This is a genomic window from Mesorhizobium sp. GW821-FHT07A06 (genome assembly GCF_059419085.1).
The window spans coordinates 465,389-483,338 of sequence record NZ_JBWKRC010000001.1; the positions used below are offsets into that span (position 1 = coordinate 465,389).

Below are 17,950 nucleotides of genomic sequence, written 5' to 3' on the forward strand. Positions count from 1 at the left end.
CCTTAAGCCACAGGACACAGGCTTGTTTCTTACGATCGCCATCAACCCGTCCGGGGGGTGAAACGGATCTGGCGCTCGTCGGTTCCAAATGTCGTGTCAAAATGCGGCTGAAGCGAACCTGAACTTGGGTCATTCCCCGGCGCGAATGAGGCAGAACCTTGACGTTGCATCTTCGCAACAGCGAAATGTCAGCAGCTTGGCCATGTTGCGCTGCACACCGCTTGGTGCAAGGAGTCCACCGCCCTATATGGGGATGTGACTGGCCTTGTTGCGGGGCGAGTCTGAATGCCCGCCAGGCGGTTTCGCCACAATGTTGCCCCAGGTGCGAACGCCATTTAACGGATGGCGGGCCATATTTTGCCGGCGCCGTCTTTTTGTGCCGAAATTGAGGATTGACTGAATATGAGCAAAGCCACCGCGGCGCTGGTGACCGGCGGGGCGAAACGGATCGGAAGGGCGATCGTTGAGGACCTCGCCGGCCATGGTTTTGCAGTCGCCATCCACGCCAATCGCTCGCGCGGTGAGGCTGACGCCTTGGCCGCGGGGATTAACCAGTCCGGCGGCCGCGCGGCGGTGGTGAGCGCCGACCTGACCGATATGGATGCCGTCAGCGACCTCGTCGGCCAGGCGGAAGTCGCGCTGGGGCCCATCTCACTTCTGGTCAACAACGCTTCGCTCTTTGTCGATGATTCCGTTGACGATTTCGACTGGCAGGCCTGGGACCGCCACTTTGCCATTCATGTGAAGACGCCGGCGCTGTTGGCGCAGAATTTCGCCCGCGCCTTGCCGAAAGGGCAGGAGGGGCTGATCGTCAACATCATCGACCAACGCGTCTGGCGGCCGACGCCGCGCTATTTTTCCTACGCGCTGTCCAAATCCGCCCTGTGGACGCAAACGCAGATGTTGGCGCAGGCGCTGGGCCCAAAGATTCGTGTCAACGCGATCGGTCCGGGGCCGACGTTGAAGAACATGCGCCAGGATGATTCCGATTTTGACGCGCAGGTCGCCGGCCTGATCCTGAAGCGCGGCCCGGAATTGCCTGAATTCGGCGCCACCATCCGCTATCTCTGGGATGCGCGCTCGGTCACCGGCCAGATGATCGCGCTTGATGGCGGCCAGCATCTTGCGTGGCAGACGCCCGATGTGACAGGCATGGCGGAATGAGTCCACTGGATCACAAAAACAAGGTGCGTGGCGGCGCCGATGATCTTCCTCCCGAAATCGACCTCGAGGACGAGGCGCTGGAGGAGATCGTCGAACCAGCCGGCCCGGATGTCGCCTTCACGGCCATCGACTGGACGCCGCATGCCGGCGATGCCGAAGGCATGGTCGGCGCCGAGGTGATCCAGACGCTGGTCAAGCGGCTGCCCAATGCCCCCGGCGTATACCGCATGATGAACGCCGCCGGCGACGTGCTCTATGTCGGCAAGGCGCGCAGCCTGAAGAAGCGCGTCACCAACTACGCGCAAGGCCGGTTCCACACCAATCGCATCGGCCGCATGGTGCGCGAGACGGCGACGATGGAGTTCGTCGTCACCCGCACCGAAATCGAAGCGCTGCTGCTTGAAGCCAACCTTATCAAGCGCTTGCGGCCGCGATTCAACGTGCTGATGCGCGACGACAAGTCGTTTCCGTATATCCTTTTGACCGGCGATCACGTCTCGCCCGGCATCTACAAGCATCGTGGCGCGCGGTCGCGAAAGGGCGATTACTTCGGCCCCTTTGCTTCGGCCGGCGCCGTCGGCCGCACCATCAATTCGCTGCAGCGCGCCTTCCTGCTCAGGAGCTGCACCAACTCCTTTTACGAGAACCGCACCCGGCCGTGCCTTCTCTACCAGATCAAGCGCTGCGCGGGCCCTTGCACCGGCGAGATCTCGCATGAGGGCTACGCCGAGCTGGTCGCCGAAGCGAAGGATTTCTTGTCCGGCCGCAGCCAGAAGGTGAAGACCGAAATTTCGGCCGCCATGCAGCAGGCGTCCGAAGACCTCGATTTCGAGCGCGCCGCCATCTATCGCGACCGGCTGGCGGCCCTGTCGCATGTGCAGAGCCATCAGGGCATCAACCCGCAGACCGTCGACGAAGCCGATGTCTTCGCCATCCATCAGGAAGGTGGCCAGGTCTGCATCCAGGTCTTTTTCTTCCGCACCGGCCAGAACTGGGGCAACCGCGCCTATTTCCCCAAGGCCGACCCGGCACTGGAGGGATCGGAAGTGCTGGGCTCGTTCCTGGCGCAGTTCTACGACGACAAGCCGACGCCACGTGCCATTCTGCTGTCGCGTGGGGTCGAAGACCAGGAGCTGCTGGCCGAGGCGCTCTCCACCCGCGCCGGCCGCAAGGTGGCGATCTCGGTGCCGCAGCGCGGCGAGAAGAAGGACCTGACCGACAACGCCCTTCAGAACGCCAGGGAGGCGTTGGGCCGCAGGCTGGCCGAAACGTCAACGCAAGGACGATTGCTTGCCGGCTTCGCCGAGACCTTCGGGCTGGCCAAGCCGCCGGTGCGCATCGAAGTGTACGACAACTCGCACATCATGGGCACCAATGCCGTCGGCGCCATGGTGGTCGCGGGGCCGGAAGGTTTTGTCAAAAACCAGTACCGGAAATTCAATATCCGCTCGACCGAGATCACGCCGGGCGACGATTTCGGCATGATGCGCGAGGTGATGGAGCGGCGCTTTTCGCGGCTGCTCAAGGAGCATGGCGATGTTGCCGTGGCCGACGAGGCCGCGGCAGGCGAGGCGGCCGATGATATCGATGACGACATCTCCGGCAGCTTTCCGGCCTGGCCCGACGTCATCCTGATCGACGGTGGTCAGGGCCAGATGACGGCGGTGCGCAAGATTCTCGCCGATCTCGGCATCGAGGACCGCGTCGTGGCCATCGGCATCGCCAAGGGCCAGGACCGCGATGCCGGCCGCGAACGTTTTTTCGTCAAGGGTAGGGATTCGTTTTCGCTGCCGGTGCGCGATCCCGTGCTCTATTTCGTGCAGCGCCTGCGCGACGAAGTCCATCGCTTCGCCATCGGTTCGCACCGGGCGCGGCGCAAGAAGGAAATGGTCAAGAGCCCGCTCGATGAGATTGCCGGCATCGGTCCCGGCCGCAAGCGGGCGCTGCTGCTGGCATTCGGCACCGCCAAGGCGGTCAGCCGTGCGGCAATAGAGGATTTGAGGAAAGTCGACGGCATTTCCGAACAGGTCGCCAAGCTGGTCTACAATCATTTTCACGAAAGTTGAAAAATTCGGCAGTTTCAGCTGGTCAGTCGAATCTGGCCTGTTGACCCCCTACATTCGCTTCTGATTTGAGTACGCAGGCAGAAAGAGTCCCCCAGACATGGCCCAGCGCGCGTTCAACTTGCCCAACATACTGACCTACGCCCGCATTATCGCGGTGCCGCTGGTGGTGCTGTGCTTTTTTCTCGAAGGCCATCTCAAATCCAGCGACTTCGCCCGCTGGTCGGCGCTGATCATTTTCCTGCTCGCATCCATAACCGACTATTTTGACGGTTATTTTGCGCGCGCCTGGCAGCAGACCTCCAACATCGGCAAGATGCTCGATCCGATCGCCGACAAGCTGCTGGTCGCGACGTGCCTTTTGCTGCTGGCGGCCGACACCGATCGTCATGCCGGCATCGCCGGCTGGTCGCTGTGGGCGGCGATCATCATCCTGTGCCGCGAAATCCTGGTTTCGGGCCTGCGTGAATATCTGGCGGCGCTCAAGGTCTCGGTGCCGGTGACGCAGCTTGCCAAGTGGAAGACCACCATCCAGATGGTCGCCATCGCCTTCCTGCTGGCGGGGCCGGCCGGCGACAAGATATTCCCGCTGACCACGCAGACCGGCCTGGTGCTGCTGTGGATCGCGGCGCTCGTCACGCTCTACACCGGCTACGACTATTTCCGCGCCGGCCTCAAGCACATCATGGATGAGTGAGATGACGACCCGTCTCATCTATTTCGCCTGGGTGCGCGAACGGATCGGCACATCGGAGGAAGACGTTGAATTGCCGGCCGGCATCGAGACGGTCGCCGACCTGTTGCGCTGGCTGCAATCGCGTGGCGAGGGCTACGAGCATGCGCTGCAGTATCCCGACGTGATTCGCGTTGCCATTAATCAGGAACATGTCGACCACCGCGAGAAGATATCGGGCGCGCGCGAGATCGCGCTGTTCCCGCCCATGACCGGGGGCTGATACTCATGTCGGCCGTACTTGTGCCGAGCGTGCGCATCCAGCGCCAGGATTTCGACGTCGCCGCCGAGATTGCCGGGCTGACGCAAGGCCGCGCCGATATCGGCGCGGTGGTCACATTCTCCGGTCTTTGTCGGGATGAGCAGGGCTCCCTGTCAGCACTGGAGCTCGAGCATTATCCCGGCATGGCGGAAGCCGAGATCGGTCGTATCGCCGCTGAGGCGGTTCAGCGCTGGCCGCTGCAAGGCCTCACCGTCATCCACCGCCATGGCAAGATCGCCCCGGGTCAGAATATTGTGCTGGTGGTGGCCGCCTCGGCCCATCGCCAGGCGGCGTTCGATGCGGCGAATTTCCTCATGGATTATCTGAAGTCGCGTGCACCCTTCTGGAAGAAGGAGCATCGCGCCGATTGCTCGGAAGGCGGCTGGGTCGAGGCCAAGGAAATCGACGCCGAAGCGGCAGGGCGCTGGAAGTCGCCTTCCGAATAAATCCCCGTCGCAGCCATGCATTGACCGCAATCCTTTGGCCAGATGGACGGCGTGGTCAGCCATTGGCAGCCCGGGGATTGGCGATCCCTGGCAAGGGAGGTGGTCATGCTGGACAGGCTCGCGGAGTTCTTCGTCTTCGGTTTCGTGCCTCTGATCGTCGGTATCCTGGCGGTGCCGGAACTGTCCGTGGCCGCCGAGAAGGCGGTGAGAGGCGAGGTGATCTATCGCGAGCGCATCGCCCTGCCGCCCAGCGCCGCGCTTTCCGTCCAGCTTGTCGATGTCTCGCTGGCCGACGCGCCGGCCAGGGTCATCGGCGAGCAGACCATCAAGCCGACCGGCCAGGTGCCGATCAGCTTCGAGATCAAATTCGATCCAGCGGCGATCCGGTCACAGATGACCTATGCGCTGCAGGCGCGGATCACTGTCGACGGCAAGTTGATGTTCATTTCCGATGTGCGCCACCAGCTCGATCCGCTGGCCGGCGCACCGCAAACCATCATGCTCAAGATGGTCGCGCCAGGCGGCGAGCCGACGGCTTCCGTCTTTGGTCAGCTCTGGGTGGCCGACTATGTCGACGGCTTCGGCGCCATCACCGCGCCGCAGGCGACGTTCAGGGTCAGCGAGGCCGGCAAGGCCGGCGGCAGTGGCCCCTGCAACGCCTATTTTGCCACAGCGAAGGTCGATGGCCAGGCGATCGCGATCAGCAATATCGGTTCGACCTACAAGGCCTGCGCGTCCGAGGTGATGGCCGAGGAAAAGGCGCTGTTCGATGCCTTGGCCAGGGCCGCGTCCTACAAGGTCGATGCCGGCAAGCTCACCATATCGGACAAGAACGGCCGCGAAATCCTTCGCTTCAGCGCCGCGAGCTGACCGCCAATGAAAAAGGCCGGCGAGGTGCCGGCCTTTTCACGTAGGACTTGGCAGTGTCGGCTCAGCCGACGATCTCGGTGTCCGAGAACCAGTACTTGATTTCCTGCGCGGCGGTTTCCGGCGCGTCGGAGCCGTGCACCGAATTCTCGCCGATCGACAGCGCATGCACCTTGCGGATGGTGCCTTCGGCGGCGTTGGCCGGGTTGGTGGCACCCATCACTTCGCGGTTCCTGGCAATGGCGTTCTCGCCCTCCAGAACCTGGACGATCGTCGGAGCCGAGGACATGAACTCGACCAGTTCGCCGAAGAACGGGCGGTCCTTGTGGACGGCGTAAAAGCCTTCCGCCTCGCGGCGGCTCATCCACACACGGCGCGAAGCGATGACGCGCAGGCCGGCGTCCTCGAGCATCTTGGTGATGGCGCCGGTGAGGTTGCGCCGGGTTGCGTCCGGCTTGATCATGGAGAAGGTGCGTTCGAGCGCCATGGGTCGTCCTTGTCTGAGAATGGAATTGAGAGTGGCGGGCTCTATACAAGCCGCCCGACCCATTGCCAAGGGGTGAGGAGCGGTCCGCGAAGCGGACGGAAAGCCAATTGCTTGGCTTTCCGAGCGACGAACGCCCGCAGCGACAGCGAAGGGCAGGGAACCGGTCCGCGAAGCGGACGGAAAGCCAATTGCTTGGCTTTCCGAGCGACGAACGCCCGCAGCGATAGCGAAGGGCAGGGAACCGGTCCGCGAAGCGGACGGAAAGCCAATTGCCTGGCCTCGCGCGTGAAGAGCACCCATCGCGGAGCGCCGGACCGGCGAGGTGCTTCGATGTCGGGCCGGCAGCCCCTAGGCCGGATCAGACGGCTGCACAGCAACGCTTTGCTTGCTATAGTCGCGTATCGGCGCCGCGCTGAAGTCGGCCCGAATGGAGACAACATGACCATGGCAGACGATCGTCAGGAGCGCATTCGCAACCGCGCACATCAGATCTGGCAGGAAGAAGGGCAACCGGCCGGTCACCACGAACGCCATTGGCACCAAGCGGCGGCCGACATCGATCGGGAGGACGCGGCCAAGCCGTCGGCGGCCAAGACGCCAGCCAGGAAGGCATCTGGCGCTGGCAAGGCCAAGGCCGCGCCCAAGGAAGAAAAGGCCGCCACGAAAGCCAGCAAGCCGAAAACCGGCAAGCCAAAGAAGGCGGCCAAGTAAGCCTGCTATCCCGCAGCTGGTCTTCGCCACGGATTGACGGCGCCCGAGCTGCCTTGCGGGCAGGGCGGGCGTTTTGCGGCCGTCACGCCGCCGCCGCCACCTTTCGTCCCAGCCCGCCATGCAGGTCGAGGCAGCGGCTGAACCATTGCGCCGCCACGTCGCTGTTTTCGAGCAGCTGATAAGGGGTGGCAATGCGCGCCCATTGCAGCGCGCCGAAGACGATATAGTCCGCAAACAGCGGCGAGGCACCGCCGATAAAGGGCTGATAGCTCAGCATTGATCGCAGCGGCTCAAGCGAGGCCCGAAACGCCGCCAATCCGCCGTCGCGTGCCGCGACGACATTTTCCAACGGCTTGCCGAGGCGCTGCTCCCGGCTCTGCCGGAAATACACGGCGTTCTCTTCGTCCTGCATGGCATGGAGGTCGGTGAGCGTGGCCGTGGTGACGTAGGGATGGATGGTCAATTGCGACCAGCGCTCGATGAAGCGCGCCATCGCCTTGCCGCCTTCGCCGCCAAACAGCGTCGGCCGGTCCGGATAGGCTTCGTCTAGATAGAGCGCGATGGCGAAGGAATCGATGACCACCTTGTCGCCGTCGCGGATCACCGGAACGCTTTTCGAAGCGCCGCCTTCTATGGTGGGGACCTCGAGAAAACGCGTCGGCGCGGTTGAGACATCGAGGCCTTTGTGGGCCAGCGCCATCGTTGCCTTCCAGCAATGCGGGCTGAACGGACGGCTCTCGTCACGCCCGACGAGATCATAAAGCAGAATGGTCATTGGCGCGGGTCCCTTTGCGGTCTAGGTATCGCTCGCGACACCCCGAGACGGGCGGCGGGAGAAAAGATGAAACAGCACTTCATGATGTTTGCGGCCTACAATCAATGGGCCAATGGCCGCATCTATGCCGCGGCGACCGATCTCGATGAGGAGGAATTCAACCGCGATGTCGGCGCCTTCTTCGGCTCGCTGATGGGCACGCTCAACCACCTGCTCGCCGCCGATCGCATCTGGATGAAGCGCTTCACCGGCGAAGGCGACGCGCCGACGGCGCTGGACGCCGTGCTGCATCGCACCTTGCCCGATTTGAGGACGGCGCGCGAGGCGGAGGATCGGCGGATCATCGACTGGCTCGCCGGCTTGAGCGACAAGGCGCTGTCGGGCCGCTTCACCTATATGACCGTATCGGACATGCGCACCGTCTCGCAGCGCCTGGCGCCGGCGCTCGCTCATGTCTTCAACCACCAGACCCATCATCGCGGTCAGGCGCATATGATCCTCACGGTTCTCGGTCGCCCTTCCGTGCAACTCGATCTGGCGCATTTCCAGCGCACGGAGGAGGGCAGGGCTTTCGCCTGATCCCGTTGTTTTCGTTCTGGATTCGAGAGCTGGCGGCTCGCGCCGTCATCGAGGGACGATCCGAATTTCAGACAACCTCAGCGGCCAAGTCTCTGATTTCGCTATCCAATTGGCGCTGCGTCAGGGCCGCTTCCGCCATTACCCATTGTTTGAACAGCTGCACCTTGCGTGCGGCCAGGCTCTTGTGCGGGGAGACGAAATACCAGCCGGCCGTGTTCGGGTGGTGGACGGCAAAGGGAGCGACCAGCCTTTCGGCGCGGATGTCGCTGGCCATGTAGGCGCGGTTGGCGACGGCGAAACCCATTCCGGCATTGGCCGCCTCGTAGGACATCATGCACGAGTCGAAATAGATGCTCTTGGTCTCGCTGAGCACGAAGCTGGCGCCGGCGAAAGCCAGCCAGGATTGCCAGTTCTGGGTGCAGGTATCGGAATGCAATAGGGTGAAGAGCTTGAGGTCATCCGGGGTCACCTTCGACAGCGGCTTGTCGCCGAGAACCTCATGGAACAGCTTGCGGCTGCACACCGGCGTCAGGTCTTCCCGAAACAGCAGATCGGATGGCAACCCGTTGAAGTGGCCGTCGCCATAGCGGATTTCGAGATCGAAATCGGAGGTCGTGAACTCATGCGTGGCGTAGGAGGTCGAAACCCGCATCACGATATCGGGATATCGCCGCTGAAACAGCGGCAGGCGCGGAAACAGCCAGCGCGCGGCAAACGTCGGCAGCACGGATATTTTCAGCACATGCTCCTGCGATTGCCCGGTCGCTTCCATGCTGGCGGCGACGATTCGCTCCAGTGCCTCTCGAACGCGCGAGACATAGGTCTCGCCCTCCGGCGTCAGCGACACCGCATTGCCGCCGCGCTGGAAAATCTTGAAGCGCAGCTGGTCCTCAAGGCTCTTGACGCGCTGGCTGACTGCGGAAGCGGTGATAAACTGCTCTTCGCCCGCGCGCGTGAAATTGCCGTGCCTTGCAGCACTTTCCACGATTTTCAGCGAATTGAGGTTGACCTGACTGAGCAGACGCACTGGGTTCGACCTTAAGCTGGGCTTACGGTAGCACTAGCATTCCTAATTTTACAGGGGGGGCTAATTTAATCGACTGTTAACCAAGTGTTTGCCCCCGCTTGGAGAAGTACAATGAACGCACACACCATACCCGAACTGCGCTATGCGATGAGCCGCGAGGCCATTATCGGACACGAAACCGCCTGGAAAGTGTCGAGTTTCGGCGTTGCGCAGTATCTTCATGGCTATGATCCGGCCCTGCTTGCCGCAATCGAGGAGGCTGCCCTGAAGCTCAAGGCGAGCCATGCTGTGCACAAGCATCTCGACCTGACCTTTATCACCGGCGCTGACCGTTTCATCCCCGAAATCAAGGAATTGCTGCACGACAAGCTGCGCCTGGAGCGACTGTCTGACATGATGGGCACGAAGCTGGAGCCCTATCCGCTGTCGATCGTCGGCTCGACCGTCACCTTCATGAATCCCAGGGATGGCGCCGTCGAATGGCATTGCGACGGCGTTCCGGTCACCGAGCTCATTCCGCTGTCGATCAGCGATCCGCTGGTCGGCGGCCATCTCGAAATTTATTGCGACGATTCCGAGACCGGCCGCGCCATCCTCGAATCCGGACGCGAAATCCCGCGCAACCGTATCATGCGCATCGATCACAAGATGAAATACGCGACGCTCGGCCAGTTCCTTGGCGTCCTGCATCGCACAGCGCCGATCCAGTACGGCGAGCGCGTCACACTGGTGCTCAACCAGCGTTCGGTGGCCAAGCCCTATGTCGACGACAACCGCATGTTCTATCTTGCCGCCGACAACGACCACGACCGCCAGTGGGTCAACGAACTGGCCGAAGATGTCTGGACCAACCAGTTGCCTGCCTATCGCCGGTTCGAGGCGGAGCATCCCACGCCCGCCCCATCTGCCGAAGCACAGGTTCCAGGCGGGACACGGGACTCATGGTAGCGAACCATGATTCCGAAAAGTGGAACCCGGTTTTCGGACAAGGTCATGGTCAAGCCTGGAGATAGAGCGCCATGCCGATTCCTTCGGCATGGGTCAGGCTCGCTATCCGGGCTGGTCTTCGCCGCCGGCGCGGTGGCTTTGTGGTCGACCAATGCCTTGGTCGGCAAATCCCTCTTGGCCAACCATCCGGTCTCGCAGGTGCAGTTCCTGCAATTTGCAGGGGCTGCACTGGTCCTCGCCGTCATCCGGCTGATGAGCCGGGAAAAGTCCGCGCCGGTGGCCGGGGCGGCGTTGGCATCGCTCGCGGTCGGCTTCATCGGTCTGGTCGGCACCATGGTGCTGCAATACATCGCCTTTGCATCGATGCCGGTAATCGAGGCCAATCTCGTGGCCTACACTTGGCCCTTGATGGTGGCCGCGGCAGTGATCGTGTTCGAAAATCCGCGCCGTCCGGCTTTGCTGGGGCTTGCCGCGGCCCTTGGGTTCGTCGGCGTCGCACTGGTGATTTCGGGCGGGCGTGAGAGCGCCTGGTTCCAGGGCGATCTTGTCGGCTATTTCGCCGCCTTCGGGTCCGCGCTGTGCATGGCCTTTTATTCGGTGATGGTGAGGCGGCTCGCTACGTCGCCCGAGCGGCTGTTGCTGCCCTCGTCGCTGGTCGGCGTCGCCTTGACGCTTTTATGGTCGGCTCGCGAAGGCGTCGCATGGCCCACCGGGGTGGATCTGGCCCTTGGGCTCTATCTTGGCGCCGGCCCGATGGGCCTGGGTTACCACCTCTGGTCTCGCGCCTTGAAGCTCGAAGGCAGCGGCAAGGTCGCTGTCATCGCCTATCTCACGCCGATCGCGTCGACGTTGCTGCTGACCCTGTCCGGCGAACGACTGACGACGACCGCTATCGCCGGAGCAGTCCTTGTCATCGGCAGTTGCATAGCGGTCGGGCTGGAACGTTCGGAGGCGCAAGACCATGTTTGACGAAGATGAACGTCTCGCGAGGCAGGAAGCGCACTGGCTGATCAAGGAATTCGGCGCCGAGGCACCGCTTTACGCGGCGATGAAGGCCGAGAAGGCGATTGAACAGAAGGATTTCGGGCGCTGTGCCCGATGGAAGCGTATTCTTGAGATATTGGCCGACGGCCGGACAACCAAGTCTGCCGGCTCCAAGTATTAGATTTTCTAATTTGCGTGACGTCGATTTTCCATAAAAGTAGTTGACGCCAAGTCTTGATTCGTTTTGGAGCTTGGCGGCCCGTTGGGGGACGCGGTTAAAGAGATACATCGACAAAAGTCTTCGCTGGGGTGGATGACTTTGTCGCAAAGAAGGTGAAAGAATTGTCAAATATCGAGGATAAGACCGTTATCGAGCTGACGGCCGATATTGTCTCGGCCTATGTCGGCAACAATCCGCTTCCGGCTTCCGGCCTGCCTGACCTGATTGCCAGCGTCAGCGCCTCGGTTCGCAAGCTGGCTGGCGCGGCCGTCGTGGAAAGCCCGAGCCTGGTTCCGGCTGTCAATCCGAAAAAGTCGGTGTTTCCCGACTACATCGTCTGCCTGGAGGATGGAAAGAAATTCAAGTCGCTCAAGCGACACCTCAGGACAGACTATGGTTTGAGCCCGGACGACTATCGGGCCAAATGGGGCTTGCCGCCGGACTATCCGATGGTTGCTCCGAACTACTCGGCGACCCGGTCGGCGCTGGCGAAGTCGACGGGACTTGGCCGCAAGCCGGCTGCACCGGCCACTGTCGCCAAGGCGACAAAGCGTGGCAAGGCCACGGCCTGAGGCCTTGCCGGCCGGTACGGCGAGCCATTGATCGGCGGCTGGACGGCGCAATCGCAGGCGCCGTTTTCAGGCCTTGTACGGCCAACCGGTCCGCAAGGTCTTGCGAAGCGTCGATGTCCGGTGCAAAAGCGCGGCCATGCTGATCATCAATGACCTTTCGCTCCGCATGGCCGGGCGCCTGCTTCTCGACCATGCCTCGCTGACCTTGCCGGCTGGCACCAAGGCCGGCCTTGTCGGTCGCAACGGTACCGGCAAGACGACGCTGTTCAAGGCGATCACCGGCGATTTTCCCTCCGAGACAGGCTCGATCAGCCTGCCGAAGAACACGCGCATCGGCCAGGTGGCGCAGGAAGCGCCGGGGACCGAGGAGCCGCTGATCGAGATTGTGCTCAAGGCCGACCTTGAGCGTACGGCGCTGCTCGAAGAGGAAAAGACCGCCACCGATCCGCACCGCATCGCCGACATCCACATGCGGCTGGCCGACATCGACGCGCATTCGGCCGAGTCGCGCGCGGCCACCATCCTCGCCGGCCTCGGCTTCGACGATGCGGCGCAGCGCCGTCCGGCCTCGTCCTTCTCCGGCGGCTGGCGCATGCGCGTGGCGCTGGCCGCCGTGCTGTTTTCGGAACCAGATCTCCTGCTGCTCGACGAGCCGACCAACTATCTCGATCTCGAAGGCACGCTGTGGCTGGAGAACTATGTGTCGAAGTATCCGCACACGGTGCTTCTGATTTCGCACGATCGCGACCTGCTCAATCGCGCCGTCAATTCGATCGTTCATCTCGACCAGAAGAAGCTGACCTTCTGGCGCGGCGGCTACGACCAGTTCGAGCGCCAGTATACCGAGCAGAAGGAATTGCAGGAAAAGGGCAGGGTCAAGCAGGAGGCCGCCCGCAAGCATATGGAATCCTTCGTCGAGCGCTTCCGCGCCAAGGCCTCCAAGGCCAGGCAGGCGCAGTCGCGCATCAAGGCGCTGGAGAAGATGAAGCCGATCGCGGCCATCGTGAACGATTCGGTGCGGCCGTTCTCCTTTCCCGAACCAGTGAAGACGGTTGCCTCGCCGATCGTTGCGCTGAACAACGTCAATGTCGGCTATACCGAAGGCCAGCCGATCCTGAAGAAGATGACGCTGCGCATCGACGCCGACGACCGCATCGCGCTGCTCGGCGCCAACGGCAACGGCAAGTCGACTTTCGCCAAACTGCTGTCCGGCCGGCTCAAGCAGGAGACCGGCACCATGACCGTGGCGCCCGGGCTGAAGGTGGCGATCTTCGCCCAGCACCAGCTCGACGATCTCCGTCCGGAGGAAAATGCCTATGAGCATGTGCGCCGGCTAATGCCGGAAGCGCCGGAATCCAAGGTGCGCGGCCGCGTCGCCCAGTTCGGTCTCACCACCGAGAAGATGAATACGCCCGCCAAGGACCTGTCCGGCGGCGAGAAGGCGCGCCTTCTGATGGGCCTGTCGGCCTTCGAGGGGCCGAACCTGTTCATCCTCGACGAACCGACCAACCACCTCGACATCGACAGCCGTGAATCGCTGATCCATGCGCTCAACGAGTTTCCCGGCGCGGTCATCCTCATCTCGCACGACCGCCACTTGCTCGAGGCGACCGCCGACCGGCTGTGGCTGGTCAAGGATGGCGCGGTCAACCCTTATGACGGCGACCTGGAGGACTACAAGACGCTGGTCACCGGCGTGTCCGGTGACCGCCGCGGCAAGCGTGAGGCTGACAAGGCGTCAAAAGCCGACCGCCGCCGCGATGCGGCGGCACGCCGCGCCGCTTTCGAGCCGCTGGCCAAGGAAATCCGCGCCACCGAGGCGCTGATGGACCGCATCCGCAAGCGCATCGACGGCATCGAGGACGAGTTGGCCAACCCGGCGATCTACGAAAAGGATCCCTCGACCGCGACACGCCTGGCCAAGGAACGCTCGCAACTCGCCCAGACGCTGGCCGGCCACGAGGAAAAATGGCTGACCATGTCGGCTGAATATGAGGAAGGCACGGCGGAGTGATTTACCCTCCCCCTCGAGGGGGAGGGTCGATCCGCGAAGCGGTGTGGGGGCAACGCGGCGGTTCACCAACCCCGGCGCCGAGCGCCGCCCTTCCCATCAAGGGACGGTGAGCCACCGTCACGCCATGGCAGGTGGAAAAGACATCTCCCAAACGCAGCTTGTCGGCAAATCTGGCCCTACACGCTACGTCTGGAACCGGCTAACCTCACCCCATGAACCAGCACGCCAAGCTCCGCATCGGCCATTCGGCCTGTCCGCATGATTGCCCATCGACCTGCGCGCTCGAGGTCGAACTGCTTGACGGCAACCGCATCGGCCGCGTCCATGGCGCCAAGGCCAATAGCTACACATCGGGGGTGGTCTGCGCCAAGGTTGCCCGCTACGCCGACCGTGTCCATCATCCCGACCGCTTGCTGAAGCCGCTGGTGCGGGCCGGCGCCAAGGGCGACGGACTGTGGAAGGAAGCGAGCTGGGACGCGGCACTCGACCTCGTCGCCGAAAAGTTCAACGCGGCCGAAGAGAAATACGGCTCGGAGACGGTGTGGCCCTATTTCTATGCCGGCACGATGGGACTGGTTCAGCGCGACGGCATCCACCGGCTGCGCCACGCCAAAAAATATTCGGGCTTCTTCGGGTCGATCTGCACCAATCTGGCCTGGACCGGCTGGATGATGGGGGCGGGAGCCTTGCGCGGGCCCGACCCGCGCGAGATGGCCAAATCCGACTGCGTGGTGATCTGGGGCACCAACGCGGTGGTCACCCAGGTCAATGTGATGACCCATGCCATCAGGGCGCGCAAGGAACGCGGCGCCAAAATCGTCGTCATCGACGTCTATGAAAACGCGACCATGAAGCAGGCCGATATGGGCCTGGTCCTGAAGCCCGGCACCGACGGCGCGCTGGCTTGCGCGGTCATGCATGTGCTGTTCAGGGAAGGCTTGGCCGACCGTGCGTATCTCGAAAAATACACCGATGACCCAAAGGGTTTGGAAGAGCATCTGAGGACGCGCACGCCGGAGTGGGCAGCCGGGATCACTGGGCTTTCAGTGGCCGAAATCGAGGCCTTTGCCCACCTGGTTGGCACGATCAGGAAAACCTATTTCCGCCTCGGCTACGGCTTTGCCCGTCAGCGCAACGGCGCGGTGAACATGCATGCCGCGTCCTGCATCGCCGCGGTCACCGGCAGCTGGCAATATGAGGGCGGCGGCGCCTTCCATTCGAATTCCGGCATCTTCAAGCTTAACCAGGACGTTCTGGAAGGCTCGAGGATGCGCGATCCAGCGATTCGCTATCTCGATCATTCGCGCATCGGCCCAGTGCTGACCGGCGCCAGCGACGCGCTCTATGGCGGACCTCCGGTGACGGCCATGCTGATCCAGAACACCAACCCGGTGAATGTCGCGCCAGAGCAGCGGCTGGTAAAGCAGGGTTTCCTGCGCGACGACCTGTTCACGTGCGTGCACGAGCAGTTCATGACCGACACCGCCAAGCTCGCCGACGTCGTGCTGCCGGCGACGATGTTCGTCGAGCATGACGATGTCTACAAGGGCGGCGGCAACCAGCACATCACGCTCGGCCCCAAGCTGATCGAGCCGCCGGAAGGGCCGCGCACCAATCACTTCGTCATCGAGGAACTGGCCAAACGCCTCGGCGTCGCCGATCGCCCGGGCTTTGGCCTGACCGAGCAGCAACACATCGACATCATTCTGGGCAAGCGCGGGCTGGGCAGCTTCGACAGCTTGAAAGAGCAGAAATGGGTCGATTTGCAGCCTGATTTCGAGAGCGCGCATTTCATTGGAGGATTCGGCCACGCGGATGGAAAGTTCCGCTTCCGCGCCGACTGGACCGGCCAGGCGGCTCCAAACCGGCCGCCGAAGAGCATGGGCCTGTTCGGACCTTTGGAACGCCTGCCGGAATTTCCCGACCATGTCGATCTGATCGAGGTCGCCGACGAGGCGCATCCGTTCCGGCTGACGACCTCGCCGGCGCGCAACTTCCTCAACTCGACCTTTGCCGAGACGCCGGTGTCAAAGGAAAAGGAAGGCAGGCCGGCACTCCTCCTGCATCCCGACGATGCGGCGGACCTTGGACTTGCCGATGGCGATCGTGTCGAGGTCGGCAACCGGCGGGGCGACCTGGTGCTGCACGCGAAATTCTTCGACGGCATCAAGCGCGGCGTGGTGATCGCCGAAGGCATCTGGCCAAACAGCGCGCATGAGCGCGGCGAGGGCATCAACGTGCTGACCGGCGCCGATGCGCCGGCGCCCTATGGCGGCGCCGCCTTCCATGACAACAAGGTCTGGCTGCGCAAGGCAAGTTGAGCCGGGCAAGGTGCTGGGTCGACTATACCGGCAGGATTTCGGTGGCCTTTTTTCTGTTCAGCCGGTGATGGATGTCATCGGCGATCGCCTGGGCTTCGATCGCGATCTCGCGCAACAACCCGGTGACCGCATTGTGGAAGCCAACGAGGTAGAGGCCGAGATCCGAGGCCTGTGCGGTGACGCCACTGCGGCCTGGCTGGATGCCGGGCCCGAGAAATTTGGCATAGCCCGGCCGGAAACCAGTGGCGAAGATGATCGCGTCGAATTCGCCGTGCTTGCCATCGGTAAAACGGGCGCCGCGTTCCGAGATCTCGGCGATATCGGGCGCGACCTTGATCGCGCCTTCGCGGATCTTGTCGATGGTGCCCACATCGATCACCGGAATGCGCGATGCGACCGCAATCTGTTGCAGCAGGCCCTGTCCCGGCCGTTTGAGCCCATATTTTTCCAGCCTGCCCAGCACCAGGTCGAGGATGATGGGGAAGAGAGCGTCATTGACGCGTTGCGGCCCGAGCCGCGCCGCCATGCCGACCATCTGGATGGGCACGCCGAACAGCTCACGCGGCACGACATGAACGCCGCCGCGCACGGAAATCGTCGGTTTTGCGCCGTTTTCCGCCAGGTCGAGCGCAATCTCGGCGCCGGTGTTGCCCATGCCGACGACCAGCACCGACTGGCCGGCGAAAGGCATGGCATTGCGATAGTCGGCGCTGTGCAATGTCTTGCCAGTAAAGGTGTCGATGCCGGTAAATCCGGGCCGCAAGGGCTCGGCATTGTAGCCTGACGCAATCACCACATGCCTGGCGCGCAACGGACCGGATGTCGCCTCCACACGCCAGCCCTGGTCCTCCCGGGCGATCGCTTTGACCGTTTCCCCAAATTGGGGTCGCAGGTCGAAGCGCTGCGCATAGGCATCGATATAGTCGACGAAGAGATCGCGCGGTACATAACGTGGATAATGCCTGGGGAAGGGCGCGAACGGCAGGGACGAATAGCGCTTGGTGGTATGCAGGTGGACGCGCTCGTAGTGCCGCCGCCATGCGGGTGCGGCCTGCTGCTCTTTTTCCATGATGATGAAGTCGACGTCGGCCTGGCGCAGGCATGCGGCAACAGCCAGGCCCGCCGGCCCGGCACCGATGATCGCAACCGGGGTGGTATCGTCCAAGCGCGCCTCCGCCGCTCAGTTCGCGTCCTGAGAATGTCAAAAGCATGGCGAGCCTGGCTGGAGCCCTGCCTGCCGGCAAGGGTCAGTCCGGCAACGGCACCGTCAGCCCGACCTTGACCCGGTCCATGGCGACGAAGGTGCGGAATTTCCGGACATTGTTGCTGCCGAAGAAAAGTTTGCGCGTCAGCGCCTCATAGGCGCCCATGTCGGCCACCGTGATGACCAGGATGAAGTCGGCTTCGCCGGTGACGTAATAGCATTGCTGCACTTCAGGCGTTTCGGAGAATTGCCGCTTGGCGGCATCGATCAGTTCGGTGCGTTCGCTCTCCAGCTCCACCTCGACGAAGATGGTGATGGGTTGGCCGACCGCCGCGGGTTCGATGATCGCGACATTGGCGGCGATGACGCCGGTCTGCTCCATGCGCTTTATGCGCCGCTGCACCGCTGGCGCCGACAGGTTCACCGCTTCGCCGATCAGCCGCTGCGGCGTGGTGTTGTCCCGTTGCAGGATGGCAAGGATGGCGAGGTCGAAACTGTCGAGCGGGAGCGGCGATGGAGGCAATGGAGCTATCCCGGCGAAAGAAACTTGCATTTTGAAGGCCTAATTACAGC

Annotated in this window: 19 protein-coding genes; 14 read left to right on the top strand and 5 right to left on the bottom strand. The window is 62.8% G+C overall.

All coding sequences use genetic code 11. From position 1 onward, the window contains the following. The first annotated feature begins 402 nt into the window (after window positions 1–402). From AC07SZ_RS02245 to AC07SZ_RS02270, 6 genes are all read left to right on the top strand, one after another. The gene (locus AC07SZ_RS02245) at window positions 403–1,164 is read left to right on the top strand and encodes an SDR family oxidoreductase (RefSeq protein WP_056563166.1); all 762 of its coding nucleotides are present in this window, start codon (window positions 403–405) and stop codon (window positions 1,162–1,164) included. After that, complete coding sequence (gene uvrC / locus AC07SZ_RS02250; protein WP_494913113.1) at window positions 1,161–3,230, top strand: excinuclease ABC subunit UvrC; 2,070 nt, start codon at window positions 1,161–1,163, stop codon at window positions 3,228–3,230. The genes AC07SZ_RS02245 and uvrC overlap by 4 nt, the downstream gene beginning before the upstream one ends. Before the next feature lie 97 nt (window positions 3,231–3,327). Further along, window positions 3,328–3,924 carry a CDP-diacylglycerol--glycerol-3-phosphate 3-phosphatidyltransferase gene (gene pgsA / locus AC07SZ_RS02255; RefSeq protein ID WP_140768350.1) on the top strand — a complete coding sequence of 199 codons (597 nt, stop codon included), beginning with the start codon at window positions 3,328–3,330 and terminating at the stop codon, window positions 3,922–3,924. Between the two features lies 1 nt (window position 3,925). Then, window positions 3,926–4,183 carry a molybdopterin converting factor subunit 1 gene (gene moaD, locus AC07SZ_RS02260; RefSeq protein WP_056563159.1) on the top strand — a complete coding sequence of 86 codons (258 nt, stop codon included), beginning with the start codon at window positions 3,926–3,928 and terminating at the stop codon, window positions 4,181–4,183. A gap of 5 nt (window positions 4,184–4,188) precedes the next feature. Beyond that, complete coding sequence (locus AC07SZ_RS02265) at window positions 4,189–4,668, top strand: molybdenum cofactor biosynthesis protein MoaE (protein ID WP_494913114.1); 480 nt, start codon at window positions 4,189–4,191, stop codon at window positions 4,666–4,668. A 105-nt stretch (window positions 4,669–4,773) separates the two neighbouring features. After that, window positions 4,774–5,538 carry a YbaY family lipoprotein gene (locus AC07SZ_RS02270; RefSeq protein WP_056565535.1) on the top strand — a complete coding sequence of 255 codons (765 nt, stop codon included), beginning with the start codon at window positions 4,774–4,776 and terminating at the stop codon, window positions 5,536–5,538. 61 nt (window positions 5,539–5,599) lie between these two features. Here the strand turns inward: AC07SZ_RS02270 and ndk are convergent, their stop codons facing one another. Then, window positions 5,600–6,022, bottom strand: coding sequence for a nucleoside-diphosphate kinase (ndk, locus tag AC07SZ_RS02275; protein ID WP_010915217.1), 423 nt, complete (start codon window positions 6,020–6,022; stop codon window positions 5,600–5,602). 330 nt (window positions 6,023–6,352) lie between these two features. On the opposite strand from ndk, the gene AC07SZ_RS02280 reads away from it, so the two are divergent. Continuing rightward, window positions 6,353–6,733, top strand: a complete 381-nt coding sequence (locus AC07SZ_RS02280) for a DUF2934 domain-containing protein (protein WP_244493889.1) — start codon at window positions 6,353–6,355, stop codon at window positions 6,731–6,733. Window positions 6,734–6,815: 82 nt separating this feature from the next. Here AC07SZ_RS02280 and AC07SZ_RS02285 read toward each other — a convergent pair whose 3' ends face one another. After that, window positions 6,816–7,508 carry a glutathione S-transferase family protein gene (locus AC07SZ_RS02285; protein WP_494913115.1) on the bottom strand — a complete coding sequence of 231 codons (693 nt, stop codon included), beginning with the start codon at window positions 7,506–7,508 and terminating at the stop codon, window positions 6,816–6,818. Window positions 7,509–7,574: 66 nt separating this feature from the next. Here AC07SZ_RS02285 and AC07SZ_RS02290 point away from each other — a divergent pair, with 66 nt between their 5' ends. Next, window positions 7,575–8,087: a DinB family protein gene (locus AC07SZ_RS02290; protein ID WP_056563151.1), complete on the top strand. Its 513-nt coding sequence runs from the start codon at window positions 7,575–7,577 to the stop codon at window positions 8,085–8,087. A 67-nt stretch (window positions 8,088–8,154) separates the two neighbouring features. Here AC07SZ_RS02290 and AC07SZ_RS02295 read toward each other — a convergent pair whose 3' ends face one another. Beyond that, window positions 8,155–9,114, bottom strand: coding sequence for a LysR substrate-binding domain-containing protein (locus AC07SZ_RS02295; RefSeq protein WP_494913116.1), 960 nt, complete (start codon window positions 9,112–9,114; stop codon window positions 8,155–8,157). 111 nt (window positions 9,115–9,225) lie between these two features. Between AC07SZ_RS02295 and AC07SZ_RS02300 the strand changes: the two genes are divergently transcribed. The 6 genes from AC07SZ_RS02300 to AC07SZ_RS02325 all read left to right on the top strand — a co-directional run bounded on the left by AC07SZ_RS02300 (window position 9,226) and on the right by AC07SZ_RS02325 (window position 16,173). Then, complete coding sequence (locus AC07SZ_RS02300) at window positions 9,226–10,062, top strand: hypothetical protein (protein WP_056563145.1); 837 nt, start codon at window positions 9,226–9,228, stop codon at window positions 10,060–10,062. Between the two features lie 45 nt (window positions 10,063–10,107). Continuing rightward, a complete protein-coding gene (locus AC07SZ_RS02305) occupies window positions 10,108–11,031 on the top strand; it encodes a DMT family transporter (protein ID WP_056563142.1) in 924 nt (307 codons plus the stop codon). Beyond that, window positions 11,024–11,227: a hypothetical protein gene (locus tag AC07SZ_RS02310; RefSeq protein ID WP_056563138.1), complete on the top strand. Its 204-nt coding sequence runs from the start codon at window positions 11,024–11,026 to the stop codon at window positions 11,225–11,227. Before AC07SZ_RS02305 ends, AC07SZ_RS02310 begins: the two co-directional genes overlap by 8 nt. Window positions 11,228–11,388: 161 nt before the next feature. Beyond that, the gene (locus AC07SZ_RS02315) at window positions 11,389–11,838 is read left to right on the top strand and encodes a Ros/MucR family transcriptional regulator (protein ID WP_081294783.1); all 450 of its coding nucleotides are present in this window, start codon (window positions 11,389–11,391) and stop codon (window positions 11,836–11,838) included. Between the two features lie 136 nt (window positions 11,839–11,974). Further along, on the top strand, window positions 11,975–13,852 hold the full coding sequence (locus tag AC07SZ_RS02320; protein WP_056565525.1) for an ABC-F family ATP-binding cassette domain-containing protein: 1,878 nt from the start codon (window positions 11,975–11,977) through the stop codon (window positions 13,850–13,852). Window positions 13,853–14,064: 212 nt separating this feature from the next. Continuing rightward, complete coding sequence (locus tag AC07SZ_RS02325; protein WP_494913117.1) at window positions 14,065–16,173, top strand: molybdopterin-containing oxidoreductase family protein; 2,109 nt, start codon at window positions 14,065–14,067, stop codon at window positions 16,171–16,173. A gap of 22 nt (window positions 16,174–16,195) precedes the next feature. Here the strand turns inward: AC07SZ_RS02325 and AC07SZ_RS02330 are convergent, their stop codons facing one another. After that, a complete protein-coding gene (locus AC07SZ_RS02330; protein ID WP_494913118.1) occupies window positions 16,196–17,338 on the bottom strand; it encodes a flavin-containing monooxygenase in 1,143 nt (380 codons plus the stop codon). 82 nt (window positions 17,339–17,420) lie between these two features. After that, window positions 17,421–17,900 (bottom strand): Lrp/AsnC family transcriptional regulator, encoded by a 480-nt coding sequence (locus tag AC07SZ_RS02335; protein ID WP_494913119.1) that lies wholly within the window; start codon window positions 17,898–17,900, stop codon window positions 17,421–17,423. Window positions 17,901–17,950 lie beyond the last annotated feature (50 nt).

Coding starts and splice junctions, on each gene's coding strand:
- AC07SZ_RS02265 (WP_494913114.1), top strand. CDS start 4,189: ATGTCGGCCGTACTTGTGCCGAGCGTGCGCATCCAGCGCCAGGATTTC.
- AC07SZ_RS02300 (WP_056563145.1), top strand. CDS start 9,226: ATGAACGCACACACCATACCCGAACTGCGCTATGCGATGAGCCGCGAG.
- uvrC (WP_494913113.1), top strand. CDS start 1,161: ATGAGTCCACTGGATCACAAAAACAAGGTGCGTGGCGGCGCCGATGAT.
- pgsA (WP_140768350.1), top strand. CDS start 3,328: ATGGCCCAGCGCGCGTTCAACTTGCCCAACATACTGACCTACGCCCGC.
- ndk (WP_010915217.1), bottom strand. CDS start 6,022: ATGGCGCTCGAACGCACCTTCTCCATGATCAAGCCGGACGCAACCCGG.
- moaD (WP_056563159.1), top strand. CDS start 3,926: ATGACGACCCGTCTCATCTATTTCGCCTGGGTGCGCGAACGGATCGGC.
- AC07SZ_RS02270 (WP_056565535.1), top strand. CDS start 4,774: ATGCTGGACAGGCTCGCGGAGTTCTTCGTCTTCGGTTTCGTGCCTCTG.
- AC07SZ_RS02305 (WP_056563142.1), top strand. CDS start 10,108: ATGGTCAAGCCTGGAGATAGAGCGCCATGCCGATTCCTTCGGCATGGG.
- AC07SZ_RS02245 (WP_056563166.1), top strand. CDS start 403: ATGAGCAAAGCCACCGCGGCGCTGGTGACCGGCGGGGCGAAACGGATC.
- AC07SZ_RS02325 (WP_494913117.1), top strand. CDS start 14,065: ATGAACCAGCACGCCAAGCTCCGCATCGGCCATTCGGCCTGTCCGCAT.
- AC07SZ_RS02310 (WP_056563138.1), top strand. CDS start 11,024: ATGTTTGACGAAGATGAACGTCTCGCGAGGCAGGAAGCGCACTGGCTG.
- AC07SZ_RS02285 (WP_494913115.1), bottom strand. CDS start 7,508: ATGACCATTCTGCTTTATGATCTCGTCGGGCGTGACGAGAGCCGTCCG.
- AC07SZ_RS02320 (WP_056565525.1), top strand. CDS start 11,975: ATGCTGATCATCAATGACCTTTCGCTCCGCATGGCCGGGCGCCTGCTT.
- AC07SZ_RS02290 (WP_056563151.1), top strand. CDS start 7,575: ATGAAACAGCACTTCATGATGTTTGCGGCCTACAATCAATGGGCCAAT.
- AC07SZ_RS02280 (WP_244493889.1), top strand. CDS start 6,353: ATGTCGGGCCGGCAGCCCCTAGGCCGGATCAGACGGCTGCACAGCAAC.